This is a genomic window from Pseudomonas sp. NPDC079367 (genome assembly GCF_044542195.1).
Taxonomy (GTDB): domain Bacteria; phylum Pseudomonadota; class Gammaproteobacteria; order Pseudomonadales; family Pseudomonadaceae; genus Aquipseudomonas.
On record NZ_JBITTW010000021.1, the window covers coordinates 24,311 to 50,293 of the forward strand.

Here is a 25,983-nt window from a genome sequence, read left to right on the forward strand (position 1 = left end):
ATCGCAGCCTTCGGCAGCTCCTACAGGGAAAATTGCGATCAGCTCAGATGAAGGGTGCCGCTGGCCACCAGCGTCGCATTGCCACCAATCTTCACCCGCTCACCTTCCAGCCGACAGAACAACTCGCCGCCCCGCGCCGAGCGCTGGGAGGCGGTCAGGTTCGACTTGCCCAAACGCTTGGCCCAGTACGGAATCAGGCTGCAGTGAGTCGAACCGGTCACCGGATCTTCGTCGATGCCGATCGCCGGGGCAAAATAGCGCGAGACGAAGTCGTGCTGGTTGCCATTTGCGGTGACGATAGCGCCCAGCCACGGCAGTTTCGCCAGTGCGGCCATGTCCGGCTTGCAGTCGAGCACAGCCTGCTCTGACTCCAGCACTACAAACAGCTCGTTGGAGCCGAGCACATCGACCGCCTCAACGCCGAGCGCCCGCTCGACATCCAGCGTCACACCGATTTCCGACGGCACGATGGTCGGGAAATCCAGCCACAGCCGGTCGCCTTCCCGGCTGACACTCAGCGGGCCGGACTTGCAAGTGAAATCGATGCGCTCGGCGCTTTCCTTATAAATGTCGAATAGCACAAATGCGCTGGCCAAGGTCGCATGCCCGCACAGCGGCACTTCGGTGGTCGGCGTGAACCAGCGGATATGCCAGGCCTGGCCTTCGCGGACCAGAAACGCGGTCTCTGCCAAGTTGTGTTCGGCGGCGATCTTCTGCATCAAGTCGTCGGCCAGCCAGCTGTCGAGCCGATAGACCATCGCCGGGTTGCCACTGAACGGCCGATCACTGAACGCGTCGACCTGATGAAACGCAAGCTGCATGATGTTCTCCCTGAATTGGTCGACCGAGCATGCAATGGCGGCCCGGATCAGTGCCAGTGACAGAACCTGATTTTTTTCCTCATACAGCCGATTCTGTTACTAAGCACGGCCGATGTCGGCGAACTTCGCCTGGGTATGCTCGGCCAATACTGCTGGCGCCAATTCCACTTCCAGCCCTCGCCGTCCGGCACTCACATAGATAGTCGCAAAACCCTGAGCGGAATTATCGATGAAGGTGCGCAGCCGTTTCTTCTGCCCGAGCGGGCTGATACCGCCCAACAGATAACCGGTTGAGCGTTGCGCGGCAGCCGGGTCGGCCATTTCGGCTTTCTTCACTCCGGCGGCATGCGCCAGGCCTTTGAGGTCGAGCGATCCGACGACCGGCACCACAGCTACCAGCAGTTCGCCTTTTTCACTGGCGGCCAGCAGGGTTTTGAACACCTGCGCCGGTGCGAGCCCGAGCTTCTCAGCTGCCTCCAGCCCATAGGATGCGGCCTTGGGATCATGTTCGTAACTGTGCACGCGATGTTCGGCACGAACTTTTTTCAACAAGTCCAACGCTGGGGTCATGGCAGCTCCGGGTTCGGCAATCACAGATAAAACCAACGGCCGATTCTAGGTCATCGCAGGCCAAAAGGCTCTATTCCAAGCCCCGATTCTCGTGGGCTCGCGCGCTATTCACGCGCACCACTTCACTGATCATTCATCAGGCGAATAGTTTTATTGTGACCGACGGTTCACTTTCGACCTTTGACAGGTTTGTTTCTTGTCTATATTTTTTCGAATCTGAATAATGTAAGAATCATGCTCCGCGCAGTACCCAGCAGTAACCCGGGAACCGAATGGGAATTGCGACCCGGTGAAGATCGCGCTCTGCTCCGTTGGCAGGGCGCTACACAAGAAAAAGAACCGAGGTTTTCAATGACAGCTGCTTTACCGCAACCATCGCTTTCCGGCCAATGCATGGCCGAATTCCTGGGCACTGCCCTTCTGATCTTTTTCGGCACCGGTTGTGTCGCCGCGCTCAAGGTCGCGGGCGCCAGCTTCGGCCTGTGGGAAATCAGCATCATCTGGGGCGTCGGCGTGAGCATGGCGATCTACCTCACCGCCGGGGTTTCCGGCGCGCACCTGAACCCGGCCGTGAGCATCGCTCTGGCAATCTTCGCTGACTTCGAAAAGCGCAAACTGCCGTTTTACATCCTTTCGCAAATGGCTGGCGCCTTCTGCGGCGCGCTGCTGGTCTACACGCTCTACAGCAATCTTTTCTTCGATTACGAACAAACCCACCAGATGGTGCGTGGTTCGGCCGCTAGCCTGGAACTGGCGTCGGTGTTCTCGACTTACCCGAATCCGGTACTGTCGACGGCTCAGGCTTTCCTGGTAGAGATGATCATCACCGCGATTTTGATGGCCGTGATCATGGCCCTGACCGATGACAACAACGGCTTGCCACGAGGCCCGATGGCGCCGCTGCTGATCGGTTTGCTGATTGCCGTGATCGGCAGTGCGATGGGTCCGCTGACCGGTTTCGCGATGAACCCTGCGCGTGACTTCGGTCCGAAGCTGATGACTTTCTTTACCGGTTGGGGTGAAATTTCCTTCACTGGCGGCCGAGATATTCCGTATTTCCTGATTCCGATTTTTGCACCGATTGTCGGTGCCTGCCTCGGTGCTGCCGGGTATCGCGGGCTGATTGCCCGTCACCTGACCGGCGCCACACCTGCTACAAAGGATGCAGAACCGGCCATTGACGGCAAACCAAGAACTTCTTGAAACAGTCGGCGCCGGCTCCTGCCCATCCGAGCCGGCGCCACGGCCCACTCTCGTTTTTTTCGTCCAAGGCAATCGACATGACCGACATTCAGAACAAGAACTACATCATTGCCCTTGATCAGGGTACGACCAGCTCCCGCGCGATCATTTTCGACCGCGACGCGAACGTGGTCTGCACCGCGCAGCGCGAATTTGTTCAGCACTATCCGCAGGCCGGTTGGGTCGAGCATGACCCGATGGAAATTTTCGCCACCCAGAGCGCGGTGATGGTTGAAGCGCTGGCCCAGGCCGGCCTGCATCATGACCAGGTCGCCGCGATCGGTATCACCAACCAGCGCGAAACCACCGTGGTCTGGGACAAGACCACCGGCCGCCCGGTCTATAACGCGATTGTCTGGCAGTGCCGTCGCAGCACCGAGATCTGCCAGCAGCTCAAGCGCGATGGTCATGAAGACTACATCCGCGACACCACCGGCTTGGTCACCGACCCGTACTTCTCCGGCACCAAACTGAAGTGGATCCTCGACAACGTCGAAGGCAGCCGCGAGCGTGCGCGCAACGGCGAACTGCTGTTCGGCACCGTCGATAGCTGGCTGATCTGGAAATTCACCGGCGGCAAGGTGCACGTCACCGACTACACCAACGCCTCGCGCACCATGCTCTTCAACATTCACTCGCTGGAGTGGGATTCGAAGATGCTGGAGATCCTCGACATCCCCCGCGAGATGCTCCCGGAGGTCAAAGCCTCCTCGGAAATCTATGGTCGCACCAAGAGCGGCATCGCCATCGGCGGTATCGCCGGCGACCAGCAGGCAGCACTGTTCGGCCAGATGTGCGTGGAGCCGGGCCAAGCGAAAAACACTTACGGCACCGGTTGCTTCCTGCTGATGAACACCGGCGACAAAGCGGTGAAATCCCAGCACGGCATGCTCACCACCATCGCTTGCGGCCCGCGCGGCGAAGTGGCTTATGCACTGGAAGGCGCGGTGTTCAATGGCGGTTCGACCGTGCAATGGCTGCGCGATGAACTGAAAATCGTCAACGACGCCCACGACACCGAATACTTTGCCAACAAGGTCAAGGACAGCAACGGTGTGTATCTGGTGCCGGCGTTTACCGGCCTGGGCGCGCCGTACTGGGATCCGTATGCCCGTGGCGCACTGTTCGGCCTGACCCGTGGCGTACGTGTGGATCACATCATCCGCGCCGCACTGGAATCGATTGCCTACCAGACCCGCGACGTGCTCGACGCCATGCAACAGGACTCCGGCGAACGCCTCAAGGCTCTGCGCGTGGACGGCGGTGCGGTGGCGAACAACTTCCTCATGCAGTTCCAGGCCGACATCCTCGGCACTCAGGTCGAGCGCCCGCAAATGCGTGAAACCACTGCCCTCGGCGCGGCTTATCTGGCCGGCCTGGCCTGCGGTTTCTGGGGCAGCCTGGAAGAACTGCGTGGCAAAGCGGTAATCGAGCGCGAATTCGAACCAAGCCTGGAAGAAGCCGCGAAAGAGAAACTGTACAAAGGCTGGAAAAAAGCTGTCAGCCGCACCCGTGACTGGGCGCGTGAGGACGCTGAGTAAGCCAGGCTGAAGACTGACTAAAGCTGGAAACTGGTCGGGAGGAGATTCCTGCGGCATCATGGGCAAATTTTGCTTGGCAGCCCAAAGGAAGCCCCATGAATCTGCCTCCCCGTCAGCAGCAAATCCTCGAGCTGGTCCGCGAACGCGGCTATGTGAGCATCGAGGAAATGGCCACGCTGTTCGTTGTCACTCCGCAAACCATTCGCCGCGACATCAATCAGCTCGCGGAAGCCAATCTGCTGCGGCGCTATCACGGTGGCGCCGCTTACGATTCCAGCGTTGAAAACACCGCCTATGCGATGCGCGCCGATCAGATGCGCGACGAAAAGCAACGCATCGGCGAAGCCATCGCCGCGCAGATCCCCGATCACGCCTCGCTGTTCATCAACATCGGTACCACCACCGAATCGATTGCCCGCGCCCTGCTCAATCACAGCCACCTGAAAATCATCACCAACAACCTGCACGTGGCTTCGATGCTCAGTGCCAAGGATGATTTCGACGTGCTGCTGACCGGCGGTAACGTACGGCGGGACGGCGGCGTGGTCGGTCAGGCGAGCGTGGATTTCATCAATCAGTTCAAGGTCGATTTCGCCCTGGTCGGGATCAGCGGCATTGACGAGGACGGCAGCCTGCTCGACTTCGACTATCAGGAAGTGCGCGTGAGCCAGGCCATTATTGCCAACGCGCGCCAAGTCATTCTGGCGGCAGACTCGAGCAAGTTCGGGCGTAACGCGATGATACGGCTGGGGCCGATCAGCCTGATTGATTGCCTGGTCACCGATCAGCAGCCGGTGCCGGCGCTGGTGCAGTTGTTGAACCAGCACAAGATTCGTCTGGAAGTCGTTTAACCCGCAAGATCAAAAGATCGCAGCCTTCGGCAGCTCCTACATTTGGAATGCATTTCCCCCTGTAGGAGCTGCCGAAGGCTGCGATCTTTTACTTTTAATGTTCGATAATTTTCCTTTCTCTGTCCTTCGATGAGTTTTTTCAATCGAGCGCGACTGGCTGTGCACGTCTTTATGGGCTACCATTTTCGCAAATGAACATTAATGTTCGATTTCCAAGACATAAAACCAAAAGAACCGAGGCCAGCCGATGTCCACCTCTACCTTGCGTACGCCCCCACTTTCCGAGATCTATGACGTTGCCGTGATTGGCGGCGGGATCAATGGCGTGGGGATCGCAGCGGATGCCGCCGGTCGCGGTCTTTCGGTGTTCCTTTGCGAAAAAGATGACTTGGCCAGCCACACCTCGTCGGCCAGCAGCAAGCTGATCCACGGTGGCTTGCGCTATCTGGAACATTACGAATTCCGTCTGGTGCGTGAAGCACTGGCCGAGCGCGAAGTGCTGCTGGCCAAGGCGCCGCATATCGTCAAACCGATGCGTTTCGTGCTGCCGCACCGCCCGCACCTGCGTCCGGCGTGGATGATTCGTGCCGGCCTGTTCCTTTACGACAATCTCGGCAAACGTGAAAAGCTCCCAGGTTCCAGGAGCCTGAAGTTCGGTGCCGACAGCGCGCTGAAAAGCGAAATCAAAAAAGGTTTCGAGTACTCCGACTGCTGGGTCGATGATGCCCGCCTCGTCGTCCTGAACGCCATGGCCGCCCGCGAAAAAGGTGCCCACGTGCACACCCAGACCCGCTGCGTCAGCGCCCGCCGCAGCAAAGGTTTGTGGCACCTGCATCTGGAGCGCGCCGACGGCAGCCTGTTTTCGATTACCGCCAAAGCACTGGTGAACGCCGCCGGCCCGTGGGTCGCCAAATTCATTCGTGACGACCTGAAGATGGAATCGCCTTATGGCATCCGCCTGATTCAGGGCAGCCACGTCATCGTGCCGAAGCTGTACGAAGGCGAGCACGCGCACATTCTGCAGAATGAAGATCAGCGCATCGTTTTCACTATTCCATACCTGAACCATTTCACCCTGATCGGCACCACCGACCGCGAGTACACCGGCGACCCGGCAAAAGTGGCGATCACCGAAGGCGAAACCGATTACCTGCTCAAAGTGGTCAATGCCCACTTCAAGAAGCAGCTCAGCCGCGAGGACATCCTGCACAGCTATTCGGGCGTGCGTCCGCTGTGCAACGACGAATCCGACAACCCGTCGGCAGTGACCCGCGATTACACCCTGGCGCTGTCGGGCAATGCCGAAGAGGCGCCGCTGCTGTCGGTGTTCGGCGGCAAACTGACCACTTACCGCAAGCTCGCCGAGTCGGCGATGGCGCAGTTGATGCCGTTCTTCACCCAGATGCGCCCAAGCTGGACCGCCAAAGCGACTCTGCCCGGCGGCGAAGACATGACCACGCCCGAAGCGCTGAGCGCACGGATTCGCGACAAGTATGATTTCGTCCCGACTGAAATCGCCCGGCGCTGGGCCGTCACTTACGGCAGCCGCACATGGCGCATGCTTGAGGGCGTGGAAACGCTGGCAGACATGGGTGAGCACATCGGCGGCGGGCTCTACACCCGCGAAGTCGACTACCTGTGCAGCGAAGAGTGGGCCACTACGGCGCATGACATTTTGTGGCGCCGCACCAAACTCGGCTTGTTCACGACTGCCGACGAGCAGCAAAAGCTGGCGACGTATCTGGGCAAGGTGGAGCAAAACCGCAAGATCGAGGCGGCTTGATATTCGCCCCACCGCTCAAACGAAAGCCCCTGAATCGCGAGATTCAGGGGCTTTTTGCTATGCCCGCAAGGTCCGGCTCCACTCCCTCACTGCCCTGAATGCGCCAAAAGAAAATCGATAAACACCCGCGACTTGTGCGGCAGGTGCGGCGTATCCGCAAATACCAGGCTGATCGGCTGTGAGGGCAGCGAGTATTCCGGCAACACACGTACCAGATGTCCACAGGCCATATCGTCTTCAACCATCCACGCCGGCAGCACCGACACGCCCAGGGACGACAAGGTCATCGAACGAATCGCCGTTGAGGAATTCGACTGAAAATGAGGCGTGCCACTGATCTCGACCGTCTCCCCCACGCCACCGCGCAAAACCCACTGCGTCGGCGCCGGCAAATTGCTGTTGGCAATCCAAGGCACGATGTTGAGATCCTGCGGTGTCTTTACCGGGTAGCGAACCAGAAACTTTTCAGTCGCCACCAGCACAATTTCATAGTCCGCCAGTTTCCGGCTTTTGAAAGATGAGTCCGCCAGGTTGCCCAGGCGAACCACCAGATCGAGCCGGTCGGCCAGCAGATCATTGAGCGAAGAGTTGAAGTCGTAGCACAGGCGGATATCGGGATAGCGCTCGGCGAACAGCGGAATCAGCGGCAGGATGAATCGCTCGCCGTATTCACTGGTGGAACTGATCCGCAGCGTTCCCGAGACGCGGTTTGTGCCGTGCAATACCCTGTCAAACGCTGTGTCGATATCGGCAACGATGGTCTTGAATTCGTTGTAAAAGCTTTGCCCGGCCTCGGTCAGCGACACAGCACGACTGTTGCGCAGCAACAGGCTGGTCGACAACGCTGCCTCCAGGGCCTTGATATGCAGGCTGACCATGGCGCGGCTGAGATTCAGATGGCTGGCAGCCTTGGTAAATGAACCCAATTCGGCAATTGCCAGAAATGTCTGCACCCGGTTCAAGTGCGTGTGCAGAGCGCCCTGGGTCACGGTTCAATCCCTTCAAACATTGTGTTCAGCTCCATTGCATCGACGGCCGGAGTCTATCGCCCCTAAGCTCGACGACAAAGGGGAAACACCATGAGTTACCGCTATAAAGTCGCGTCGATTTTCCTGCTCGGCTTCTTTATCGATTGCATCAACATCTTCATGTCGGCGGTGGCACTGCCCAGTCTGTCAGCCAGCTTGCAGGTCAGCAGCGCTTCGGTGGCGTGGGTCGCCAACGCGTACATTCTCGGACTGACGTTGATCATTGCGCTGAGCACCTGGCTGGCTGCGCGTTTTGGCAGTCGTGAAATCCTCACCGCTTCAATGCTGGTATTCAGTGGCGCGGTGTGGCTGTGCGGCCACGCCGACAGCTTCCATGAACTGGTGATCTGGCGCTTCGTCCAGGGCATCGGCGGCGGCTTGTTGATTCCGGTCGGACAGGCGCTGACGTTCAATCTTTTTCAGGGCGAACAAAGAGCGAAAATATCCACGCTGATCATGGCCGTTGCCCTGATTGCCCCGGCGATTTCACCCACCGTGGGCGGCCTCATTGTCGACATCAGCTCCTGGCGCTGGGTGTTCTACAGCACCATCCCGTTTTCGCTGCTTGCCGCTGGCCTGTCCTGGTGGTGGATCAGGGAAAGCACACCCGCCGAACGCCAGCGCCCGGACATCAAAGGCCTGTTGCTGGTCAGCGCGACGCTCGCCAGTCTGCTGATGGGGATGTCGCTGTACGGCAGCGATTACCCGCCGCTCGCAGCGCTGGGTTTTGTCATCGCGGGGCTGATATTCATCGCGCTGTATCTGCTGCATTACCGCCGCTGCAACAACCCGATCATCGACTTGAGCCTGCTCAGCAGCAGAAAACTCAGCACCTCGATCTTCATCTACTACGCGATTCCGGGGGTGTTCACCGGGGTCAATCTGATGAACATTTTCTTTTTGCAGAACACCCTGCACTTCAGCGCCCGGCTGACCGGAATGTTCATGATCCTCTACGCCATCGGTGCGTTCGTCGCGATGACCGTTTGCGGCCGATTCTACAACCGGATCGGCGCCGGACACCTGTTCACCCTCGGCATGCTGTTGCACAGCGTCGGCATCGCCGCCCTGGTGCTGGTCAATGCGCCAACGGATTTTTGGCTCATCATGATCGCCTACAGCCTGATGGGCATCGGCGGCGGCATCGGTGCCAATACCGCGCAGACCACCTCACTGATGGACTTCGCCGGCGGCGATACGCACAAGGCCAGTGTCATCTGGAACATCAACCGGCAGATGTCTTTCAGCCTCGGCGCCGCGCTGTTTCTGATGATCTTCAACGTGCTGCTCCAACCGCTTGGCACCACGCCGGCCTATCACGCCACCTTCGCGATTGCAGCACTGGTCGGGCTGCTGCCGTTGCTGCAGATCAAACAACTGAACCGCGCCAAGGTATGCCCATGACAAACGCTCTGATCGAACAAGCCGAACACAGCATTCACCACGTCCACGAGCTGATCCTTCGGGTATTCACTGATGCCGACGGCATCGGAGCTGCGAGCCTCGAGCCGCTGATGAAAGTATTTGCCGAAGATTTCAGCATGATGGGTATATCGGCGATCCCGCTGAACCGCGCCGAAGTAGAACAACTGTTCAGGGGGGCCGTGGGCGCCAGGGCGGGACTCGATATCGCGATCAGCGATGTGCACACGGTATGGCAACAGGCCGGCCTGCTGGCTGTGAGTTACGTCGAAACCCACCGTTTGAACGGCGCTGAACACTCGCGGCTCGCCGTGGCGATCCTCAGAGGGCAGCCAGATGGAGTGGAGTGGGTGTATTTGCATGAAACGCCGCTAAGCCGGGAAATCCGAGAGCGCGCCTGACTACCTATTCGGTTTTCCGAACGCGACTCTGCAGTCGATTCGGTTAACCGGATCAGTTGCCCGTCAAATGGCCGCCACAAAACTTTAATACCTTTATAAAACAAGACGTTAACCAATGATGCCTGCTCTGGCACGACTCATGCTCTACACTCTCTCAACGAATGCCTGCCGTGCCAACACTTCAGGAGCCGTCAGGCATTCGAAGCACAAAAAGGGCCGACAAACTGGCTCCATAAAAAAAACAATGTCGAGGAAAATTTGATGCGCATCGTTCCCCATATCCTGGGCGCAGCCATTGCTGCCGCTCTGATCAGCACGCCAGTTTTCGCCGCCGAACTCACCGGCACCCTGAAGAAGATCAAAGAGTCCGGTGTCATCACCCTGGGCCACCGTGACGCCTCCATTCCGTTCTCCTACATCGCTGATGCGTCCGGCAAGCCGGTCGGCTACTCGCACGATATCCAGCTGGCCATCGTCGAAGCGATCAAGAAAGACCTCGACCTGCCGAACCTGCAAGTCAAATACAACCTCGTCACCTCGCAAACCCGTATTCCACTGGTGCAGAACGGCACCGTGGACGTCGAGTGCGGTTCGACCACCAACAACGTCGAGCGTCAGCAGCAGGTCGACTTCTCCGTCGGCATCTTCGAAATCGGTACCCGTCTTCTGTCCAAGAAAGACTCCAAGTACAAGGATTTCGACGATCTCAAAGGCAAGAACGTTGTCACCACCGCCGGCACCACCTCCGAGCGCATTCTCAAGGCGATGAACGCCGACAAGCAGATGGGCATGAACGTCATCTCCGCCAAAGACCACGGCGAGTCCTTCCAGATGCTGGAGTCGGGCCGTGCCGTTGCGTTCATGATGGACGACGCGCTGCTGGCCGGCGAAGCCGCCAAGGCCAAGAAAGCCGCCGATTGGGAAGTGACCGGCACGCCACAGTCGTACGAAATCTACGGCTGCATGATGCGCAAAGGCGACGAGCCGTTCAAAAAGGCTGTGGATGACGCGATCAAGGCCACCTACGCTTCGGGCGCAATCAACAAGATCTACGAGAAGTGGTTCATGCAGCCAATTCCGCCAAAAGGCCTGAACCTGAACTTCCCGATGAGCGACGAGCTCAAGAACCTGATCGCCAATCCGACCGACAAAGCGGCTGACGACAAGAAGTCCTGATTTCTGACTAACCTTATTCCCTGAAGAGGCACCTGCCTTTTCAGGGGATGGTCACTCCCTGCTGGCATTTTTCTGGAAACACTCGAACCGGTGGCTGTCGAGCCGATCGCGTGTGCCCGGTCTTTGAAAAAAGACCGGGGAGGGAACGGAGTTCCCCAGGCGGGCACTTGTACATCGATCGAATCGAGGGGAGACCCTAATGAATTACAACTGGGACTGGGGCGTGTTCTTCAAGTCCACCGGCGTGGGCAGCGAGACCTATCTCGACTGGTTCATCTCCGGCCTGGGCTGGACCATCGCCATCGCCATCGTGGCGTGGATCATCGCCCTGCTGCTCGGCTCGCTGCTGGGCATCATGCGCACCGTGCCGAACCGCATCGTATCGGGCATCGCAACCTGCTACGTCGAGCTGTTCCGTAACGTGCCGCTGCTGGTGCAGCTGTTCATCTGGTACTTCCTGGTGCCCGACCTGCTGCCGCCGGATCTGCAGGAGTGGTACAAGCAGGATCTCAACCCGACCACTTCGGCTTACCTGAGCGTTGTCGTCTGCCTCGGTCTGTTCACCGCCGCCCGTGTCTGCGAGCAAGTGCGCACCGGTATCCAGGCGCTGCCCCGTGGTCAGGAATCCGCCGCCCGCGCGATGGGTTTCAAACTGCCGCAGATCTACTGGAACGTGCTGCTGCCCCAGGCCTACCGCATCATCATTCCGCCGCTCACCTCCGAATTTCTCAACGTGTTCAAGAACTCCTCCGTGGCGTCCCTGATCGGTTTGATGGAATTGCTGGCGCAGACCAAACAGACCGCCGAGTTTTCGGCCAACCTGTTCGAAGCGTTCACCCTGGCAACCCTGATCTATTTCACCCTCAACATGAGCCTGATGCTGCTGATGCGCCTGGTCGAGAAGAAAGTCGCGGTGCCCGGCCTGATCTCCGTGGGGGGTAAATAATGGAATTCGATTTCAGTGGCATCGTCCCGGCCATTCCCGGTTTGTGGAACGGCATGGTCATGACCCTCAAGCTGATGGCCATGGGCGTGATCGGCGGGATGATCCTCGGCACGATCCTCGCGCTGTGCCGTCTATCTCATAACAAACTGCTGTCGAGCATTGCTGGCGCCTACGTCAATTACTTCCGCTCGATTCCACTGCTGCTGGTGATCACCTGGTTCTACCTGGCGGTGCCGTTCGTGCTGCGCTGGATCACTGGCGAAGACACACCGATCGGTGCGTTCACCTCGTGCGTCGTGGCGTTCATGATGTTCGAAGCGGCGTACTTCTGCGAAATCGTCCGTGCCGGTGTGCAGTCGATTTCCAAGGGCCAGATGGGTGCCGCGCAAGCACTGGGCATGAACTACGGGCAGATGATGCGCCTGATCATCCTGCCGCAGGCGTTCCGCAAGATGACCCCGCTGCTGCTGCAGCAGAGCATCATCCTGTTCCAGGACACCTCGCTGGTTTACACCGTGGGCCTGGTTGACTTCCTCAACGCCTCACGCGCCAGCGGCGACATCATCGGTCGCTCCAATGAGTTCCTGATTTTCGCCGGTCTCGTGTACTTCATCATCAGCTTCGCCGCCTCGCGGCTGGTCAAGCGTCTGCAGAAAAGGTTCGCCGTATGATCTCTATCAAAAACATCAACAAGTGGTATGGGGACTTCCAGGTGCTGACTGATTGCAGCACCGAGGTGAAGAAAGGCGAAGTGATCGTGGTCTGCGGCCCGTCGGGTTCCGGCAAGTCGACGCTGATCAAGTGCGTCAACGCCCTGGAACCGTTCCAGAAGGGTGACGTGGTCGTAGACGGCACCTCGATCGCCGACCCGAAAACCAATCTGCCGAAACTGCGCTCGCGCGTCGGCATGGTGTTCCAGCACTTCGAACTGTTCCCGCACCTGACCATCACCGAAAACCTGACCATCGCGCAGATCAAGGTGCTCGGCCGCAGCAAGGAAGAGGCGACCAAAAAAGGTCTGCAACTGCTGGAGCGCGTGGGTTTGTCGGCGCACGCCCACAAGCATCCGGGGCAACTGTCCGGTGGCCAGCAACAACGTGTGGCGATTGCCCGTGCGCTGGCGATGGACCCGATCGTCATGCTGTTCGACGAACCGACCTCGGCGCTTGACCCGGAAATGGTCAACGAAGTGCTCGACGTCATGGTGCAACTGGCCCACGAAGGCATGACCATGATGTGCGTGACCCACGAAATGGGCTTCGCCCGCAAAGTCGCCGACCGGGTGATCTTCATGGATCAGGGCAAGATCATCGAAGACTGCCCGAAAGAGGAATTCTTCGGCGACATCAGCGCTCGCTCCGAACGCGCGCAGCACTTCCTCGAGAAAATCCTGCAGCACTAAGGCAAAGCGCCGCTCCCCACGGTGGGAGCGGCTTGCTCGCGAAGAGGCCGGCACTTTCAACATCATCATTGACTGATCCACCGCTTTCGCGAGCAAGCCCGCTCCCACACTGGATCAACGCTGATCCCGAGATTGTGTTGTGGTTGACCCAAGGCATCTGTGATGAAATGCGACTCCACTCTTTATCGCGCAGCGCCGCCATCACTTGCCGTGAAGCCCCGTCTGATCCGTCATCTGTTCCTGCCGCCGCTGATCATCGCCCTGATGGTCGGACTGGGTTTCATCGGCTTCTGGACCAGTGAGCATTTCGGCATCCGCAGCCTCGGCGAAAATGGCCAGCGTCAGTTGGAACTGCACGCCCGCGCGGTGGAAAGTGAAATCAGCAAATACACCTACCTGCCCAGCTTGCTGGAACTCGAAACCAGTGTTCCGCAGTTGCTGGCCGAGCCGACCCCGGAACACCGACAGACGGTCAACGATTACCTCGAAGGCCTGAACCGCCGCAGCCGCAGTCGGGCCATCTACGTCATGGACACCACCGGCCGCGTCATGGCCACCAGCAACTGGCGCGATGTCGACAGTTATCTGGGTGAAGACCTGTCCTTTCGCGCCTATTTCAAGGATGCCGTGCGCGGTCAGCCCGGGCGTTTCTACGGCATTGGCAGCACCAATGGCGAACCCGGTTACTACCTCGCCCACGGCCTCGAAGAGCACGGCAAAATTATCGGCGTCGCGGTGGTCAAAGTGCGTCTGGAAGCCATGGAAGAACGCTGGCAGCGCGCGCGTCTGGAAGCCTTCGTCAGCGACGAGAATGGCATCATCATTCTGTCCAGCGACCCGGCCAGGCGGCTGAAATCGGTGATTGCGCTCAGCGATGAGGTCAAGGAAAAACTCGCCCGCAGCCTGCAGTACTACTGGTTCCCGCTCAACGAACTGCAACCGTTGGCCCGCGAGACGCTGGCCGAAGGCGTGGAGAAACTGACCTTTCCGGCCAACAGCGAATTGCAGCCCGATGAGGACGAGATCAGTTATCTGGCGCAAACCCGATTGCTGAGCGACACACCGTGGAATTTCACCCTGCTCACGCCGCTGCAGGATCTGCGCCGCGAAGCGATCAATCAAGGCATTCTGGTGGCGGTGGCGTTCGCCCTGTTCGCCTTTCTTTTGATCGCCTGGAACGAGCGCCGCAAAGTCCTCGCCACCCGCCTCGCCGCCCGCGAGGCCTTGCAGGAAGCCAACAGCCAACTGGAGCGTCGGATTACCGAACGTACGGCCGATCTGCGCGCCAGCAACGAACGGCTGAAGAGCCAGATCCGCGAGCGCCGCCAGGCCGAAGAGACGTTGCGGCGCGCTCAGGACGAACTGGTGCAGGCCGGCAAACTTGCCGCTATCGGCCAGATGTCCACCAGCATCGCCCATGAATTGAACCAGCCGCTGGCAGCGATGCGCACGCTCTCGGGCAACACCGTGCGCTTTCTCGAGCGCGGCCAGCTCGATGTCGCCAGCACCAATCTCAAGACCATCAACGACCTGATCGACCGCATGGGCCGGATCACCGCCAGCCTGCGTTCGTTTGCCCGACGCGGCGACAACAAGGGCCAGGCCAGTCTCGGCAAAGCCGTCGACGCTGCGTTGCAAGTGCTCGGCGCGCGTCTGGAAAACAACCCGTTGCAGATTCACCGGCAGTTTGCCGATGTGCAGTTGCTGATCGATCAGACCCGCCTCGAACAGATTCTGGTCAACCTCATCGGCAATGCCCTCGACGCCATGCACGCACAAGCGCAGCCGCAATTGTGGCTGGAGGGTGAAGAGTTCAACGGCAAGTATCGTTTGCGGGTGCGCGACAATGGCCACGGCATCGACGCCGAAGCGCGCAAGCATCTGTTCGAACCGTTCTTCACCACCAAACCCGGCGAGCAAGGCCTGGGACTGGGTCTGACCCTGTCCGCGAGCCTCGCCGCCGCCACCGGCGGGCATCTGGGTGTCGAACACCCGGCGAGCGGTGGCACCACTTTCGTCCTCAGTTTACCGTTGGTAAGCCCTCTTTCTGCCGAGCCAATATGAACCCCGAACTCAGTGTGCTGATTGTCGAAGACGACCCCCATGTGCTGCTCGGCTGCCAACAGGCGCTGACCCTCGAAGATATCCCGTGCATCGGCGTGGGCAGTGCCGAAGAAGCGCTGGAGCAGGTCGGCGACAACTTTGCCGGCATCGTCATCAGCGACATCCGCCTGCCGGGCATCGATGGTCTGGAATTGCTCACCCGTCTCAAGCAACGCGATCGCAGCCTGCCGGTGGTGTTGATCACCGGCCATGGCGATATTTCCATGGCCGTCGGCGCCATGCAGAAAGGCGCCTACGATTTCATGGAAAAGCCGTTTTCGCCGGAACGTCTGGTGGACGTCGCGCGGCGTGCGCTGGAGCAACGCAGGCTCGCCCGCGAAGTGTCCTCGTTGCGTCGGCAATTGGCTGAACGTGACTCCCTGGAAGGCCGGATCATCGGCCGTTCGCCGGCAATGCAGAACCTGCGCGAACTGATCGCCAACGTCGCCGACACCTCGGCCAACGTTTTGATCGAAGGCGAGACCGGCACCGGCAAGGAACTGGTCGCCCGTTGCCTGCACGATTTCAGTCGCCGCCACGGCAAACAATTCGTCGCATTGAACTGCGGCGGTCTGCCGGAAAATCTCTTCGAAAGCGAAATATTCGGCCACGAGGCCAATGCCTTCACGGGAGCTGGCAAACGGCGGATCGGCAAAATCGAGCACGCCGATGGCGGCACGCTGTTCCTCGACGAAGTGGAAAGCATGCCGCTGCCATTGCAGATCAAATTGCTGCGCGTGTTGCAGGAACGCACCCTCGAACGCCTCGGCTCGAACCAGAGCGTGGCGGTGGATTGCCGGGTGATTGCGGCGACCAAATCCGACCTCGACGAAGCGAGCAAGGCCGGGGCATTTCGCAGCGATTTGTACTACCGCCTCAACGTCGTGACCCTCGAATTGCCACCGCTGCGCGAACGCCGCGAAGACATCCTGCAACTGTTCGAACACTTCACCCAGCAATCGGCATTGCGCTTTGATCGTGCATTGCCGGAGCTGGACAACCAGACCCTGTCAAACCTGATGAGCCACGACTGGCCGGGCAATGTGCGCGAACTGCGCAACGTCGCCGAACGCTTCGCCCTCGGCCTGCCGGCCTTCAAGAAATCCGGCGCCAGCGCCAGTCAGGGCCTGACGTTTGCCGAAGCGGTGGAAGCCTTCGAGCGCAATCTGCTGGTCGACGCCTTGCAACGCAGCGGCGGCAACCTGACCCAGGCCAGCCAGGAACTGAGCATGGCCAAGACCACCCTGTTCGACAAAGTCAAAAAGTACGGGTTGAGCCACTGATGGATCTGATTCTGAAAGCCGCTATTGGCGCGGCAGTGGTGCTGATCCTCGCTGCGCTGTCGAAGACCAGAAACTATTACATCGCAGGTCTCGTGCCGCTGTTTCCGACCTTTGCCCTGATTGCGCATTACATCGTCGGCAAGGGCCGCTCGGTCGACGACCTGAAGACCACAATCGTGTTCGGCATGTGGTCGATCATTCCGTACTTTGTGTATCTGGCGACGTTGTACGTGATGGTCGACCGCATGCGGCTGGAAGCGTCGCTGGCCGTGGCGGCGGTAGCGTGGTTGATGGCGGCGACGGTGCTGGTAACGGTTTGGGTGCGGCTGCACAGCTGAGTTGGCTGTTTCAATCACTAACGAGAAGGAGCCCGAACGTTCACCCCAAATCTGCGGTTAAAGAAGATTGCGCTTCGCCACCGGCTCGACCTGCGCCCAATGCGAAGTGTCCTCGCGATGCGCCTGCAAATACGGCAGCACCGCCGCCAGCAACGGCTCCTTGAACGCCTCCTGAAACCGATGCGCCAGCCCCGGAATCAGTTTCAACTGACTGCCCTGAATGTGCGCCGCCAGGTGTACACCATGCATCACCGGTAACAAAGGATCAGCCGTGCCGTGCACCACCAGCGTCGGCACGCGCAGCTGATTGAGCAATGCCACGCGGCTTGGCTCGGCGAGGATCGCCATGATCTGCCGCTTCACGCCTTCTGGATTGAACGCGCGGTCGTAAGACGCCGCCGCCTGTTGCAGCAAGGCCTGCCGATCATCAGTCACCGCCGGGCTGCCCAGGGCAGCGAGCAGATCGGCCTGCTGTTCCAGCGCCACTTCACGGTTCGGCGCGCCCCGCCGCGAGAGCAATTGCACCAGCGCCGCACTCGGAGCCGGCAGGCCCTCGGCGCCGGAAGTGGTCATGATCAGGGTCAGGCTTTCCACACGCTGCGGCGCCATCGCCGCCATGTGCTGGGCGATCATCCCGCCCATGCTCGCGCCAAGCACGTGGAATTGCTCAACCTTCAGCGCCGTCATCAAACCCAGCGCATCGTCGGCCATGTCGGTCAGGCTGTAAGGGGCCGAGACCGGCAAACCGAGCTTGTAGCGCAGCACTTCGAAGGTCAGATTGGCCTCGATCGGCGCCTGCCGCCAGGTCGACAATCCGACGTCGCGGTTGTCATAGCGGATCACCCGAAAACCCTGCTGACACAGCGCGACCACCACTTCGTCCGGCCAGTGGATCAACTGCCCGCCCAGGCCCATGACCAGCAACAGCGCCGGGTCCGAAGGGCGGCCGATGCTCTGATAGGCAAGGCTGACCTGCGCCAGCTCGGCGTGCTCGGTCGGCACGTTCACATCGCAGCGCCCGGCGGCAAACGAGCCGGCCCCGAACAAAAGCGCGGCCAACGCGGCCGCGACTGAAACAAATTTCCTGAACATGAAAAACACCAAAACGCAGCACCCCAGTAGAGCGCGAGTGTGATGAAGTTCGTGCGAGCGCGCTGCCACACTTACATGACAATTTGATGAAGAGTGCCGAGCGGTCGGCTGTAGTTTGCATCGCCGGATCTTGGCCGGCAGATCGACAAAGCGAGCTTCATGAGACAAACTCACCTTCCACGCCGTCGTCACAAGTTTTCCTCATGGAGCCCCGCCAGTGCTTGAAATCCGACATTTGAAAACCCTGCACGCCCTGCGCGAGGCGGACAGTCTGGTTGATGCCGCTGACCGCTTGCACCTGACGCAATCGGCCCTGTCCCATCAATTCAAAGAGCTCGAAGAGCGCATGGGCATGCAACTATTCGTGCGCAAGACCAAACCGGTGCGCTTCACCAGCGCCGGTCTGCGCCTGCTGCAGCTGGCCGACGCCACCTTGCCGTTACTGCGCGCTGCCGAGCGCGACATCAGTCGTCTGGCCGGTGGCACCGCCGGGCGTTTGCACATGGCCATCGAATGCCACAGCTGCTTCCAGTGGCTGATGCCAACCATCGACCAGTTCCGCGATGCCTGGCCGGAAGTGGAGCTGGATCTCGCCTCTGGTTTCGCTTTCGCGCCCTTACCGGCGCTGGCGCGGGGCGATCTGGATCTGGTGGTGACCTCCGATCCGCTGGACATCGTGGGCATCACTTACGTGCCGCTGTTTACTTACGAAGCGATGCTCGCGGTGGCCAATCAGCATGTATTGGCGAGCAAGGCGTACATCGTTCCCGAAGACCTGCTGACAGAAACGCTGATCACCTATCCGGTGGAACGCGATCGCCTGGACATCTTCACCCGCTTCCTCGAACCGGCCGACATTGAGCCTGCGCAGGTGCGCACTTCCGAGCTGACGGTGATGATGATGCAACTGGTCGCCAGCGGCCGGGGCGTCTGCGGCATGCCGCACTGGGCGCTGCACGAATACAGCTCGCGGGGGTATGTGAAGGGCAAGCGGTTGGGCGAGAAAGGCTTGTTTGCGACGCTGTATGCGGCGATTCGCACGGACATGCTCGATGCGCCGTACATGCGCGATTTCCTGCTGACGGCGAAAGACACCTCGTTCTCGACGCTGGATGGCGTCAGCGCCGTCCGCTGAACCGCCTGAGCAGTAGGAGGCCCCCCTCCTACATGGAGGCCCGTGTTCGATCGTTCCCCACGCTCCGCGTGGGAATGCAGCCGGGGACGCTCCGCGTCCCTTCTGAAGCCGAACGCAGAGCGTCCGTAGAGGCATTCCCACGCAGAGCATGGGAACGATCATCTGCGCGGCTCAGATTTCACGCCACATGTGGATCTTGTCGTAATACTCTTCGCCCACCCGCATGGCCAGCGGTTCGAGGCCGTACTGGATAAAGCCGCAACGCTGGTAGAGGTTGAAGGCCGCATCGTTGCCGGCGGTCACCGTGAGTTGCAGGACCTTCAGCGCGAGGTTTTTTTGCGCCTCGCCAACCGCCGCTTGCACCAATGCGAAACCGAGGCCGTGCTGGCGAAAATCGGTCGAAACATACATGCCGAACAGCGTCGCTTTGTGCCGGGCCTTTTCCCGCGGTTCGAAGGCGAGGCCTACGATCCCGGCCAGCTTGCCATCCTCGAACGCGCCCAATACCACGTCGAACTTGCTGGTCAGGCGCCCTTCCCACCAACTCAACGGCATCACCGCGCGTTCGCGCACGCTGGAGGTGAACGCCTGCGGATGAAGGTCGTAGGCTTCAAGCATCAGTTCGCGGTAAGCCAGGGCATGGCTGGCATCCAGCCTTTCGATCGACATTTCAGGCGGTCCGCCGCTGTTCGAGCATCAGCCGTACGGCGAGGCCGCCGAGCACCAGGCCCATGAAATAACGCTGCATCGCCAGCCACGTCGGGTTGCGCACAAACCACGAGGCGATGCCTGCGGCGAACAGCGCGATCAACAGATTGACGCTGAAGCTGACGCTGATCTGCGTCAGGCCGAGGATGATGCTTTGGGTGAACACCGATCCGTGCTCAGGGCTGATGAACTGCGGAAACACCGACAGATAGAACACAGCAATTTTCGGGTTCAGTGCGCTGGTAAGAAAGCCCATGGTGATCAGCTTGCGCGACGAGTCCGGCGGCAATTGCTGCGCTTCGAACGGCGAACGTGCGCCGGGTTTCAGCGCTTGCCAGGCCAGCCACAGCAGGTACAGCGCGCCGGCCCATTTCAACACTTCATAAGCCATCGGCACGGCCAGAAACACCGCCGTCAAACCCGCCGCCGCGGCGAACATATGCACGAAGAACCCGCCGACCACACCAAGCAACGAAGTCACCCCCGCGCGGCGCCCCTGACAGATCGAACGCGAGATCAGGTAGATCATGTTCGGCCCCGGCGTCAGCACCATCAGCAGTGCGGCGGCGGCGAAGATCAGCAGGTCTTGCAACGGGATCATGGCAACGTCCTTTGCGGGAATGGTCAGACGAGTGCAGTCAGTGAACGGCGATAAAACGGCAGGATGTGTTCGCGTGTCAATGGCGCCAGCTCGAGCGCCGGATCAGTGGCCGGATCGACCCAGATGACCTCTTCGATTTCCGCCGCCGGGCAGACGTCGCAATCGATCGTCAGTTGAAAGATCTCGGCATGCACGATGAAGCCCGGCTCGTTGGCGGCGGGGGCGGAAAAACTGTTGAGGAAAGTCGCCTGCGCCGGGTCGATCTGCAGCCCGAGTTCTTCTTCCAGTTCACGGGCCAATGCGTGTACTGGCAACTCGTGGGCTTCGATCTTGCCACCCGGCTGCATGAACGCCGTGGTGCCGCGCTTGCGCACCAGCAGGGTCTGGCCTTGGGCGTTGAGCAACAGCGCAGCGGCGATATGAATGGTCGACATAAAGGAATCCCTTGGCGCAAAAGCGCCAAGGATCCCATGCCCGTCAGAGGTAAGCCAAGCCGCCAGCCTCAGGTCGCTTCCTGAAAATCCAGTTCCGGTGGCTGACGGCGAAAACCACCCGTCAGCACGGCCAGGTACACCACGCCAATCGCCAGCCAGCTCAGGCCCAGCCAGACCGCCAGGTGATCGAGGCTGACCATCAGCCACAAGTCGGCGACCAGACCAATCAGCGGGCAAAGCAAAAACAGCAGCAGCTCGCGCGGGCCTTTTTTCTCGCCGCCGATCCAGTAATGGAAGATCACCGACAGGTTGACCAGGCTGAACGCCAGGAACGCGCCGAAGTTGATGAATGAGGTCGAGGTGGTGACGTCGAGTTTCAGCGCCAGCAACGCCACCGCCGCGCAGAGCAGAATGCTGTTGACCGGGGTGCCGAAGCGCGCGTGCAAGGTGCCGAAAAACGACTTCGGCAAAACCCCGTCGCGGCCCATGGCGAACAACAGTCGCGAACCGCTGGCCTGGGCCGACAGCCCCGAGGCGAACTGGCCGACAATCAGGCCGATCAGGAAAATCGACACGAAGAGGTCGCCACCGATATTGCGCGCAATTTCATAAGCAGCCGAGTCGACGCTGTCGAACTGGAACGACGGATGAGCGATCTGCACGAAGTACGAGACGCCGACGAAGATCAGGCCAACGATCAAGGTGATCAGCATGATCGCCCGGGGAATGGTGCGGCGTGGATCGCGGGTCTCTTCGGTCAGGGTGCTGACAGCGTCAAAGCCAAGGAATGAATAGCAGGCAATCGCCGCGCCGCTCATGATCAGCGGCATCTGCATGTCGCCGTTGAAGAACGGTTTGATCGACCACAGCGGCGTGCTCGCGTCGCCGCCGATGTAGTGCACGCACAGCGCCACGAACGCAATCAATACGAGGAACTGCACCAGCATCAGCAAGGCATTGATGCCGTTGGCCAGTTTCAGCCCGACGATGTTGATCGCACTGGTGATGCCGATAAAGGCGAGCACCCAGATCCACTGCGGAATCGACGGGAACGCCGAGGCCAGATAGGCCGAGCCGATCAGCCAGATCGCCATCGGCAGAAACAGGTAATCGAGCAACACCGCCCAGCCGGCAATGAAACCGAGTTTCGGGCTGATCGCTTTGCGCACATAGCTGTAAGCCGAGCCAGCGACCGGGAAAGCGGCGGCCATGCGTCCGTAGCTCATGGCGGTGAAGAACATCGCCACCAGCGCCGCCAGGTAAGCGGCCGGCACCATGCCGGCGGTGGACTGGGCGAGGATGCCGAAGGTGCCGAGGACAATGATCGGCGTCATGTAGGCGATGCCGAACAGCACCACCGACCCTAGCGAAAGGGTGCGTTGCAAACGAGCCATGGGCGACTTACTCCGAATGTTATTGGATTTATGGCAGAGCCGGGTTCGGCGAAAATTTCGGGTGTGGCTGATCGTTCCCACGCTCTGCGTGGGAACGCCTCAATGGACGCTCTGCGTCCGCTCTTGGGACGCGGAGCGTCCCGGGCTGCATTCCCACGCAGAGCGTGGGAACGATCGGAGTAAGGGATTAGGGAATCAATAGCTCGCGAACACCGCAAGCCTGTTCCACCACCTCACCCGGCAACTTCAAACGCTGATCATCCAGATAGCGGTAATCCTTGCGCGCCACTGCCAACTGCTGCAGATCCAGCTCGACCCCGAACTGCCCTTCTTCGCGCCCAGCCTCGAACAGCAGCGCCCCCAGCGGATCGACCAGCGCGCTGCCGCCAGCGAACACCAGACCGTCATCCCCCGCTTCGACACGATTGACCATCAATGCAAACGCCTGATTCTCCTGAGCTCGAGCCATGATCGCGGTGCGGTGGGTCGGGCCGTACGGGTCCATGTTGCCGTTGGTCACGATCAACAGTTCGGCGCCCAGTTGCGCCAGGGCGCGGGCCGACTCCGGAAACTCGATGTCGTAGCAGATCAGCAGGCCCACGCGCACACCGTTCCACACACAGGTGGCGTAACGGTCGCCGGGCTCGAATACGCCGCGATCCGAGGCCCACAGATGGGTCTTGCGGTATTTCAGGGCAATGCCTTCGGGGGTGATCAGCAGCGTGGTGTTGTAGAAGCGGCCGTTGTCGTTTTCGGCCATGCCGATCACCACGGCGATGTTGCGCTCGCGCGCCGCCGCGAGGACGGCGCTGACGGTCGGGCCGTCGAGCGCTTCGGCGACCTGCGCCACGGTCCCGGCATTGGGGAAGCCCATCAGGTGGGTCTCCGGGAAGACAATCATTTGCGTGTCGGCCGCGCAGGCAGCGATGGCCGCCAGTGCGCGCTCCAGGTTGTAAGCCGTGTCGTTGTCACGGCCCGCCAATTGGGCGAGTTCTACTTTCATGGGTATCCCTTGTTATGGGCGCCGGGCCTGGAAAGATTGCCCGGTGCCTGTCTGTGGGCCAGTATGCGCAGCAAGGAACCGGCCAGGGAATCACGCGGCCGGGGTAACCCGATAGGGGTAGATCGATGACACTTTCGTTGAATGACATCACTTGGCACCGCGCCGTCGGGCAACTGATCGACGCGCTCGACAAGCCGAACTTCTGGGCGCAACTGGTGCGCCTGCTTGAGCAGTACGTAGCGTTCGATAGCTGGGTGGTGCTGCTGTTCAGTGCCGATCAGCACCCGCAGGTCTTCGCCGAATGCCCCGGCGAGGACGGCAGTCCGGACCCGTTGTTCCAGGATTATCTGCGCGGCCTGTATCTGCTCGACCCGTTCTACATCGCCTGCCGCGAGCAGTCGCGAACCGGGCTCTATCGGCTGTCGGAAGTCGCGCCGGAGCATTTCGAGCTGACCGAGTACTACCAGCGATACTTTCGTCTGAATGTGGTGGCCGATGAAATCCAGTTCAATTGCCAGCTCGAAGGCGAGCGCACGCTGTGCCTGTCGCTGGGCAGTGAAAAATACTTCACTGGCGAACAGATCGCTTTGCTGTCCTTGATTCAGCCGTGGGTACTGGGTCTGTTGCGTCAACGCCTGCCATACGAGATCAACGAAACCGTGGCCCTCGCCGCCGCGCCAGCGCAAGCCAATTGGCGCGTGCAACTGGAGGCGTCGGTGCAACAACTCAAGGGCGCCCAACTGACCGCTCGCGAGCTGGATGTCGGGCGCTTGATGCTCAGCGGTTGTTCCAGCAAGGAAATCGCCCGTAAGCTGGAAATCTCCGTGGAAACCGTGAAAGTCCATAAGAAACACATGTACAGCAAGCTGGGGATCAAGTCCCAGTCCGAGCTGTTTTCGATTTTTCTACAGGCGCAGAACGCCTGATTGCAATCTCGAACAGCTTTTGTGGGAGCGGGCTTGCTCGCGAAGAGGCCTTCACTTTCAACATGGATGTCATCTGATACCCCCCCTTCGCGAGCAAGCCCGCTCCCACAGGGATGTGTGACGTTGTACAAATTTGAGTCCGAACCCAGGGAAACCGTATGAGCCTGTCGCTGCTGAGCCGCTACGCCTTCTTTGCCGTCTGTGTGATTTTCACCCTCGCCAGCCTGCCCTTCCTCGAACATGACTGGCTGTGGCCGATCACCGCCGTTACTGGCGTGCTGAGCCTGCTCGGCGTGTTCGACCTGCTGCAGACGCGCCATGCAGTGCGCCGCAATTACCCGATTCTGGGCAACATCCGTTATCTGGTCGAAGGCATCCGCCCGGAGATTCGCCAGTACCTGCTCGAATCCGACAGTGATGCCCTGCCCTTCTCCCGCGCCCAGCGTTCGCTGGTGTATTCGCGAGCGAAAAACGAAACCGCTGACAAACCGTTCGGCACGCTGATCGATGTCTATCAATCGGGTTTCGAATTCATTGGTCATTCGATGCGCCCGGCGCCGTTGAGCGACCCGAACGGCTTCCGTGTCATCGTTGGCGGCCCGCAGTGCACGCAGCCGTATTCGGCGTCGATCTTCAATATTTCGGCGATGAGCTTCGGCTCGCTCAGCGCCAACGCCATTCGCGCGCTGAACCAGGGCGCGAAACTCGGCAACTTTGCCCACGACACTGGCGAAGGCAGCATCAGCCCGTATCACCGCGAACACGGCGGCGACCTGACCTGGGAACTGGGCAGCGGCTACTTCGGCTGCCGCACCAGCGACGGCCGATTCGACCCGGAGCGCTTCGCCGTTCAGGCGCAGAATCCGCAAGTGCGAATGATCGAGATCAAGATGAGTCAGGGCGCCAAACCCGGCCACGGCGGCATCCTGCCCAAGCACAAGGTCACCAAGGAGATTGCCGACACACGCGGCATCCTGATGGGCGAAGACTGTGTTTCGCCGTCACGCCACAGCGCGTTTTCCACGCCGATCGAAATGATGCAGTTCATCCAGCAACTGCGCGAACTGTCCGGTGGCAAACCGGTGGGCTTCAAGTTCTGCCTCGGCCATCCGTGGGAGTTCATGGGCATCGCCAAGGCCATGTTGGAAACCGGCATTCTTCCGGATTTTATCGTCGTCGATGGCAAGGAAGGCGGCACTGGTGCGGCACCGGTCGAGTTCACCGACCACATCGGCGTACCGATGCGTGAAGGCCTGCTGTTCGTGCACAACACGCTGGTCGGCCTGAACCTGCGCGACAAGATCAAACTCGGCGCCAGCGGCAAGATCGTCAGCGCCTTCGACATCGCCAGCGTACTGGCCATCGGTGCCGACTGGGCCAACTCCGCGCGCGGCTTCATGTTCGCTATCGGCTGTATCCAGTCGCAAAGCTGCCACACCAACAAATGCCCGACCGGTGTCGCCACGCAGGACGCCCTGCGCCAGCGTGCCCTGGTGGTGCCGGACAAGGCCCAGCGCGTCTACAACTTCCATCGCAGCACGCTCAAAGCGCTGGCGGAAATGCTCGCGGCGGCCGGTCTCGAACATCCATCGCAACTGTCCGCCAAGCATCTGGTGCGACGCATGTCGGCGACCGAGATCAAGTTGTTCTCGCAGCTGCACGTGTTTTTGAAACCGGGGGAATTGCTCACTGGTGAAGTAAATGGCGAGTTTTACTCACGCATGTGGCAGATGGCGCGGGCGGACAGCTTTGAGCCAATGGAGGTCGTAGCGGCGTAACCACG

Annotated in this window: 25 protein-coding genes; 16 read left to right on the forward strand and 9 right to left on the reverse strand. The window is 60.1% G+C overall.

Going from position 1 to position 25,983, the window contains the following annotated elements:
* Positions 1-38: 38 nt before the first annotated feature.
* Positions 39-821 carry a PhzF family phenazine biosynthesis protein gene (locus ACIGDJ_RS17135; protein ID WP_397478933.1) on the reverse strand — a complete coding sequence of 261 codons (783 nt, stop codon included), beginning with the start codon at positions 819-821 and terminating at the stop codon, positions 39-41.
* A 99-nt stretch (positions 822-920) separates the two neighbouring features.
* A complete protein-coding gene (ybaK, locus tag ACIGDJ_RS17140; RefSeq protein ID WP_101162139.1) occupies positions 921-1,391 on the reverse strand; it encodes a Cys-tRNA(Pro) deacylase in 471 nt (156 codons plus the stop codon).
* Positions 1,392-1,742: 351 nt separating this feature from the next.
* Here ybaK and ACIGDJ_RS17145 point away from each other — a divergent pair, with 351 nt between their 5' ends.
* The 4 genes from ACIGDJ_RS17145 (at position 1,743) to glpD (ending at position 6,808) form a co-directional block, all read left to right on the forward strand.
* A complete protein-coding gene (locus ACIGDJ_RS17145) occupies positions 1,743-2,594 on the forward strand; it encodes an MIP/aquaporin family protein (RefSeq protein WP_397478934.1) in 852 nt (283 codons plus the stop codon).
* Positions 2,595-2,671: 77 nt separating this feature from the next.
* Positions 2,672-4,174 carry a glycerol kinase GlpK gene (gene glpK, locus ACIGDJ_RS17150; protein ID WP_397478935.1) on the forward strand — a complete coding sequence of 501 codons (1,503 nt, stop codon included), beginning with the start codon at positions 2,672-2,674 and terminating at the stop codon, positions 4,172-4,174.
* A gap of 95 nt (positions 4,175-4,269) precedes the next feature.
* Entirely contained in the window at positions 4,270-5,025 is a 756-nt protein-coding gene (locus tag ACIGDJ_RS17155; protein ID WP_397478936.1) for a DeoR/GlpR family transcriptional regulator, read from the forward strand.
* 247 nt (positions 5,026-5,272) lie between these two features.
* Positions 5,273-6,808, forward strand: coding sequence for a glycerol-3-phosphate dehydrogenase (glpD, locus tag ACIGDJ_RS17160; protein WP_101162132.1), 1,536 nt, complete (start codon positions 5,273-5,275; stop codon positions 6,806-6,808).
* A gap of 86 nt (positions 6,809-6,894) precedes the next feature.
* Here glpD and ACIGDJ_RS17165 read toward each other — a convergent pair whose 3' ends face one another.
* Positions 6,895-7,782 carry a LysR family transcriptional regulator gene (locus ACIGDJ_RS17165; protein ID WP_101162267.1) on the reverse strand — a complete coding sequence of 296 codons (888 nt, stop codon included), beginning with the start codon at positions 7,780-7,782 and terminating at the stop codon, positions 6,895-6,897.
* A 105-nt stretch (positions 7,783-7,887) separates the two neighbouring features.
* On the opposite strand from ACIGDJ_RS17165, the gene ACIGDJ_RS17170 reads away from it, so the two are divergent.
* From ACIGDJ_RS17170 to ACIGDJ_RS17210, 9 genes are all read left to right on the forward strand, one after another.
* Entirely contained in the window at positions 7,888-9,240 is a 1,353-nt protein-coding gene (locus ACIGDJ_RS17170) for an MFS transporter (RefSeq protein ID WP_397478937.1), read from the forward strand.
* The gene (locus tag ACIGDJ_RS17175; RefSeq protein WP_397478938.1) at positions 9,237-9,659 is read left to right on the forward strand and encodes a DUF4440 domain-containing protein; all 423 of its coding nucleotides are present in this window, start codon (positions 9,237-9,239) and stop codon (positions 9,657-9,659) included. Before ACIGDJ_RS17170 ends, ACIGDJ_RS17175 begins: the two co-directional genes overlap by 4 nt.
* 261 nt (positions 9,660-9,920) lie before the next feature.
* Positions 9,921-10,835, forward strand: a complete 915-nt coding sequence (locus ACIGDJ_RS17180) for a glutamate/aspartate ABC transporter substrate-binding protein (RefSeq protein WP_101162128.1) — start codon at positions 9,921-9,923, stop codon at positions 10,833-10,835.
* 199 nt (positions 10,836-11,034) lie between these two features.
* The gene (locus tag ACIGDJ_RS17185) at positions 11,035-11,781 is read left to right on the forward strand and encodes an amino acid ABC transporter permease (protein ID WP_016773392.1); all 747 of its coding nucleotides are present in this window, start codon (positions 11,035-11,037) and stop codon (positions 11,779-11,781) included.
* On the forward strand, positions 11,781-12,452 hold the full coding sequence (locus ACIGDJ_RS17190; protein ID WP_016773391.1) for an amino acid ABC transporter permease: 672 nt from the start codon (positions 11,781-11,783) through the stop codon (positions 12,450-12,452). Before ACIGDJ_RS17185 ends, ACIGDJ_RS17190 begins: the two co-directional genes overlap by 1 nt.
* Positions 12,449-13,183, forward strand: a complete 735-nt coding sequence (locus tag ACIGDJ_RS17195; protein ID WP_016773390.1) for an amino acid ABC transporter ATP-binding protein — start codon at positions 12,449-12,451, stop codon at positions 13,181-13,183. Before ACIGDJ_RS17190 ends, ACIGDJ_RS17195 begins: the two co-directional genes overlap by 4 nt.
* A 162-nt stretch (positions 13,184-13,345) precedes the next feature.
* A complete protein-coding gene (locus tag ACIGDJ_RS17200) occupies positions 13,346-15,247 on the forward strand; it encodes an ATP-binding protein (protein WP_397478939.1) in 1,902 nt (633 codons plus the stop codon).
* 44 nt (positions 15,248-15,291) lie between these two features.
* Positions 15,292-16,569, forward strand: coding sequence for a sigma-54-dependent transcriptional regulator (locus ACIGDJ_RS17205; RefSeq protein WP_371918398.1), 1,278 nt, complete (start codon positions 15,292-15,294; stop codon positions 16,567-16,569).
* Positions 16,570-16,577: 8 nt separating this feature from the next.
* Complete coding sequence (locus ACIGDJ_RS17210; protein WP_172828174.1) at positions 16,578-16,907, forward strand: GlpM family protein; 330 nt, start codon at positions 16,578-16,580, stop codon at positions 16,905-16,907.
* A 57-nt stretch (positions 16,908-16,964) separates the two neighbouring features.
* On the opposite strand, the gene ACIGDJ_RS17215 is transcribed toward ACIGDJ_RS17210, so the two are convergent.
* A complete protein-coding gene (locus tag ACIGDJ_RS17215) occupies positions 16,965-17,999 on the reverse strand; it encodes an alpha/beta fold hydrolase (RefSeq protein WP_101162121.1) in 1,035 nt (344 codons plus the stop codon).
* Between the two features lie 217 nt (positions 18,000-18,216).
* Between ACIGDJ_RS17215 and metR the strand changes: the two genes are divergently transcribed.
* Positions 18,217-19,134, forward strand: a complete 918-nt coding sequence (metR, locus tag ACIGDJ_RS17220) for a transcriptional regulator MetR (RefSeq protein ID WP_313001014.1) — start codon at positions 18,217-18,219, stop codon at positions 19,132-19,134.
* 171 nt (positions 19,135-19,305) lie between these two features.
* On the opposite strand, the gene ACIGDJ_RS17225 is transcribed toward metR, so the two are convergent.
* The 5 genes from ACIGDJ_RS17225 to ACIGDJ_RS17245 all read right to left on the reverse strand — a co-directional run bounded on the left by ACIGDJ_RS17225 (position 19,306) and on the right by ACIGDJ_RS17245 (position 23,274).
* Positions 19,306-19,803 (reverse strand): GNAT family N-acetyltransferase, encoded by a 498-nt coding sequence (locus ACIGDJ_RS17225; RefSeq protein WP_397478940.1) that lies wholly within the window; start codon positions 19,801-19,803, stop codon positions 19,306-19,308.
* 1 nt (position 19,804) lies between these two features.
* Entirely contained in the window at positions 19,805-20,443 is a 639-nt protein-coding gene (locus tag ACIGDJ_RS17230; protein ID WP_101162108.1) for a LysE family translocator, read from the reverse strand.
* Between the two features lie 23 nt (positions 20,444-20,466).
* Positions 20,467-20,877: an NUDIX domain-containing protein gene (locus ACIGDJ_RS17235; protein ID WP_397478941.1), complete on the reverse strand. Its 411-nt coding sequence runs from the start codon at positions 20,875-20,877 to the stop codon at positions 20,467-20,469.
* 68 nt (positions 20,878-20,945) lie between these two features.
* Entirely contained in the window at positions 20,946-22,271 is a 1,326-nt protein-coding gene (locus ACIGDJ_RS17240) for an APC family permease (RefSeq protein ID WP_397478942.1), read from the reverse strand.
* 187 nt (positions 22,272-22,458) lie between these two features.
* The gene (locus ACIGDJ_RS17245; protein WP_397478943.1) at positions 22,459-23,274 is read right to left on the reverse strand and encodes a carbon-nitrogen hydrolase family protein; all 816 of its coding nucleotides are present in this window, start codon (positions 23,272-23,274) and stop codon (positions 22,459-22,461) included.
* Positions 23,275-23,399: 125 nt separating this feature from the next.
* On the opposite strand from ACIGDJ_RS17245, the gene ACIGDJ_RS17250 reads away from it, so the two are divergent.
* Together ACIGDJ_RS17250 and ACIGDJ_RS17255 are read left to right on the forward strand one after the other, a co-directional pair.
* Positions 23,400-24,200 carry a LuxR C-terminal-related transcriptional regulator gene (locus ACIGDJ_RS17250; RefSeq protein WP_101162101.1) on the forward strand — a complete coding sequence of 267 codons (801 nt, stop codon included), beginning with the start codon at positions 23,400-23,402 and terminating at the stop codon, positions 24,198-24,200.
* A gap of 158 nt (positions 24,201-24,358) precedes the next feature.
* Positions 24,359-25,978: an FMN-binding glutamate synthase family protein gene (locus ACIGDJ_RS17255; protein ID WP_101162099.1), complete on the forward strand. Its 1,620-nt coding sequence runs from the start codon at positions 24,359-24,361 to the stop codon at positions 25,976-25,978.
* Positions 25,979-25,983: the final 5 nt, after the last annotated feature.

Excerpts from the sequence above, each read along its gene's own strand:
- ACIGDJ_RS17255 (WP_101162099.1), top strand. The coding sequence starts at position 24,359 with ATGAGCCTGTCGCTGCTGAGCCGCTACGCCTTCTTTGCCGTCTGTGTG.
- ACIGDJ_RS17190 (WP_016773391.1), top strand. The coding sequence starts at position 11,781 with ATGGAATTCGATTTCAGTGGCATCGTCCCGGCCATTCCCGGTTTGTGG.
- ACIGDJ_RS17235 (WP_397478941.1), bottom strand. The coding sequence starts at position 20,877 with ATGTCGACCATTCATATCGCCGCTGCGCTGTTGCTCAACGCCCAAGGC.
- ACIGDJ_RS17155 (WP_397478936.1), top strand. The coding sequence starts at position 4,270 with ATGAATCTGCCTCCCCGTCAGCAGCAAATCCTCGAGCTGGTCCGCGAA.
- ACIGDJ_RS17225 (WP_397478940.1), bottom strand. The coding sequence starts at position 19,803 with ATGTCGATCGAAAGGCTGGATGCCAGCCATGCCCTGGCTTACCGCGAA.
- ACIGDJ_RS17185 (WP_016773392.1), top strand. The coding sequence starts at position 11,035 with ATGAATTACAACTGGGACTGGGGCGTGTTCTTCAAGTCCACCGGCGTG.
- ACIGDJ_RS17200 (WP_397478939.1), top strand. The coding sequence starts at position 13,346 with ATGAAATGCGACTCCACTCTTTATCGCGCAGCGCCGCCATCACTTGCC.
- ACIGDJ_RS17195 (WP_016773390.1), top strand. The coding sequence starts at position 12,449 with ATGATCTCTATCAAAAACATCAACAAGTGGTATGGGGACTTCCAGGTG.
- glpK (WP_397478935.1), top strand. The coding sequence starts at position 2,672 with ATGACCGACATTCAGAACAAGAACTACATCATTGCCCTTGATCAGGGT.
- ybaK (WP_101162139.1), bottom strand. The coding sequence starts at position 1,391 with ATGACCCCAGCGTTGGACTTGTTGAAAAAAGTTCGTGCCGAACATCGC.
- ACIGDJ_RS17240 (WP_397478942.1), bottom strand. The coding sequence starts at position 22,271 with ATGGCTCGTTTGCAACGCACCCTTTCGCTAGGGTCGGTGGTGCTGTTC.
- ACIGDJ_RS17135 (WP_397478933.1), bottom strand. The coding sequence starts at position 821 with ATGCAGCTTGCGTTTCATCAGGTCGACGCGTTCAGTGATCGGCCGTTC.
- ACIGDJ_RS17230 (WP_101162108.1), bottom strand. The coding sequence starts at position 20,443 with ATGATCCCGTTGCAAGACCTGCTGATCTTCGCCGCCGCCGCACTGCTG.
- ACIGDJ_RS17245 (WP_397478943.1), bottom strand. The coding sequence starts at position 23,274 with ATGAAAGTAGAACTCGCCCAATTGGCGGGCCGTGACAACGACACGGCT.
- ACIGDJ_RS17250 (WP_101162101.1), top strand. The coding sequence starts at position 23,400 with ATGACACTTTCGTTGAATGACATCACTTGGCACCGCGCCGTCGGGCAA.
- glpD (WP_101162132.1), top strand. The coding sequence starts at position 5,273 with ATGTCCACCTCTACCTTGCGTACGCCCCCACTTTCCGAGATCTATGAC.
- ACIGDJ_RS17170 (WP_397478937.1), top strand. The coding sequence starts at position 7,888 with ATGAGTTACCGCTATAAAGTCGCGTCGATTTTCCTGCTCGGCTTCTTT.
- ACIGDJ_RS17175 (WP_397478938.1), top strand. The coding sequence starts at position 9,237 with ATGACAAACGCTCTGATCGAACAAGCCGAACACAGCATTCACCACGTC.
- ACIGDJ_RS17180 (WP_101162128.1), top strand. The coding sequence starts at position 9,921 with ATGCGCATCGTTCCCCATATCCTGGGCGCAGCCATTGCTGCCGCTCTG.
- ACIGDJ_RS17145 (WP_397478934.1), top strand. The coding sequence starts at position 1,743 with ATGACAGCTGCTTTACCGCAACCATCGCTTTCCGGCCAATGCATGGCC.
- ACIGDJ_RS17215 (WP_101162121.1), bottom strand. The coding sequence starts at position 17,999 with ATGTTCAGGAAATTTGTTTCAGTCGCGGCCGCGTTGGCCGCGCTTTTG.